The 2,136-nt window shown below is 72.4% G+C and carries 2 protein-coding genes; one reads left to right on the top strand and one right to left on the bottom strand.

Going from position 1 to position 2,136, the window contains the following annotated elements:
* A partial coding sequence (rsmI, locus tag ACTIR_RS0107845) for a 16S rRNA (cytidine(1402)-2'-O)-methyltransferase (protein ID WP_026453856.1) occupies window positions 1–416 on the bottom strand: 416 nt, incomplete at its 3' end.
* A 33-nt stretch (window positions 417–449) separates the two neighbouring features.
* On the opposite strand from rsmI, the gene ACTIR_RS0107840 reads away from it, so the two are divergent.
* On the top strand, window positions 450–2,018 hold the full coding sequence (locus tag ACTIR_RS0107840; RefSeq protein ID WP_026453855.1) for a dolichyl-phosphate-mannose--protein mannosyltransferase: 1,569 nt from the start codon (window positions 450–452) through the stop codon (window positions 2,016–2,018).
* Window positions 2,019–2,136 lie beyond the last annotated feature (118 nt).

The raw sequence follows: 2,136 nt of genomic DNA, 5'->3' as shown, positions 1-2,136 counted from the left end.
CGGCGCGGGACGAAACCGTCGAAGCAGAACCGGTCGGTCGCCAGCCCGGACACCGCGAGCGCGGTGGTCACCGCGGACGGGCCGGGCAGGCAGGTCACCGGCAGGTCCTCGGCCACGCACGCCCGCACCAGCCGGTAGCCGGGGTCGGACACGCTCGGCATGCCCGCGTCGGTCACCAGCACCACGGTGCGGCCCTCACGCACCGCCGCGAGCAGGCCCGGCAGCCGTGCCTGTTCCACGTCCTCGTAGTAGCTGACGATACGGCCCGACGGGGTCACCCCGAGCGTCGTGGCCAGCGAGCGGAGGCGCCGGGTGTCCTCGGCGGCCAGCACGTCGGCCTCGGCCAGCGCCGTGGTCAGGCGGGGCGAGGCGTCGCGGGAGTCACCGAGTGGGGTGGCGGCCAGTACGAGCGTCACGACGCCCAAGACTAAGCCGTAGGATCGAGCGCCGTGACCGCACTCCTGTCCCCCACCCCGGCGGGCGCGGATCCGGCGCCGGACGCACCGCGGCCACCCACGGACCGGGAGGCCACCCTCCTGGGCAGGCCGATGCCCACCGACCGGCTGCGTGCATTCGTCGTCACGGTGGTGCTCACGGCCGTCGCCGGGGTCGTGCGCCTGTGGAACCTGGGCGTGCCGACGGACGGCGGCACCCCGGTCTTCGACGAGAAGCACTACGTCCCCCAGGCGTGGCAGATGCTGCGCAACGGCGGGTACGAGGACAACTACGGCTACGAGCTGATCGTGCACCCGCCCCTGGCGAAGCAGCTCATCGCCGTCGGGGAGTGGCTGTTCGGCTACAACGGCTGGGGATGGCGGTTCGCGGCCGCGGTCGCGGGCACGGTGATCGTGCTGCTCACCGTCCGCATCGCCCGCAGGCTGACCCGGTCCACGCTGCTCGGCGCGGTCGCGGGCGTGCTGGTCATCGCGGACGGCGTGCTGCACCTGCAGTCCCGGATGGGGATGCTGGACATCTTCCTCGCCGTGTTCGTGTTCGCGGCGTTCGGCTGCCTGCTGCGCGACCGCGACCAGGTGCGCGAGCGACTCGCCGAGGCCGTGCGGCAGGGCTGGGTCGACGACTCCCCGTACGGGCCGCGCCTCGGGTTCCGCTGGTGGCGCTTCGGTGCCGGTGTCCTGCTCGGCCTGGCCACGGCGGTGAAGTGGTCCGGTGGCTACTGGGTGCTCGCCTTCGCCCTGCTGACCCTCGGGTTCGACGTGGCGGCCCGCCGGGCGGCCGGGGTGCGCCGTCCGTGGCTGGGCGTGGTGCGGCGCGACCTGCTGCCGGTGAGTTGGGGGATCGGCCTCGTCTCCGTCGGTGTGTACCTGGGCAGCTGGTGGGCGTGGTTTTCGAGCGAGACGGCCACCGACCGGCACTACCTGGAGATCAACCAGGTGGACCCGGGGGTCTTCGGGTTCCTCCCGGACGCGCTGAACTCGCTGGCGATCTACACGTTCAACATGATGACCTTCCACAGCGGTCTCTCGACCCCGGATGGTGATCCGCACCCGTGGGAGTCGAAGCCGTGGACGTGGCCCATGGGCCTGCGGCCGATGCTCTACTACTACGAGTCCGGCGAGCACGTCACCGGCTGCGGTGCCGCCGAGTGCGTCAGCGCCACGATGCTGATCGGCACGCCGGCCCTGTGGTGGCTCTCGGTACCCGTGCTGGCGTGGGCGCTGTGGCGGGCGGTGTTCCGCGCGGACTGGCGCTACACCGCCGTGCTCGTCGGATACCTGGCGGGCTTCCTGCCCTGGTTCGCCAACCTCGACCGGCAGATGTACTTCTTCTACGCCACGCCCCTGGCCCCGTTCCTCACGCTCGGGCTGACCCTCGTGCTCGGCCAGATCCTCGGCCGGGCCCGAGCCGCCTACGAACGTCGCGGGACCGGGCTGCTGGTGGTCTCGCTCTACGTCGGGCTCGTGGTGGCCAACTTCGTGTGGCTCTGGCCGATCCTCAACGGTGACCCGATCACGCAGGACCGCTGGGAGGCCGAGCTCTGGCTGCCGTCCTGGCGCTGAGCGGACAGGTCCCTCGGCGCCGCGGTGGTCCCCCGCCCGGTCCGGGTCACCGGCCACCCGCCGATGCCCGCGTGCACGACGTCAGGTGACGGGCCCGGGGCGTCGACTCACGGACCTG

It is taken from the genome of Saccharomonospora iraqiensis subsp. iraqiensis, from assembly GCF_000430445.1.
In the GTDB taxonomy this organism is placed as follows: domain Bacteria; phylum Actinomycetota; class Actinomycetes; order Mycobacteriales; family Pseudonocardiaceae; genus Saccharomonospora; species Saccharomonospora iraqiensis.
This window is presented reverse-complemented; position numbering and strand designations above follow the sequence as displayed.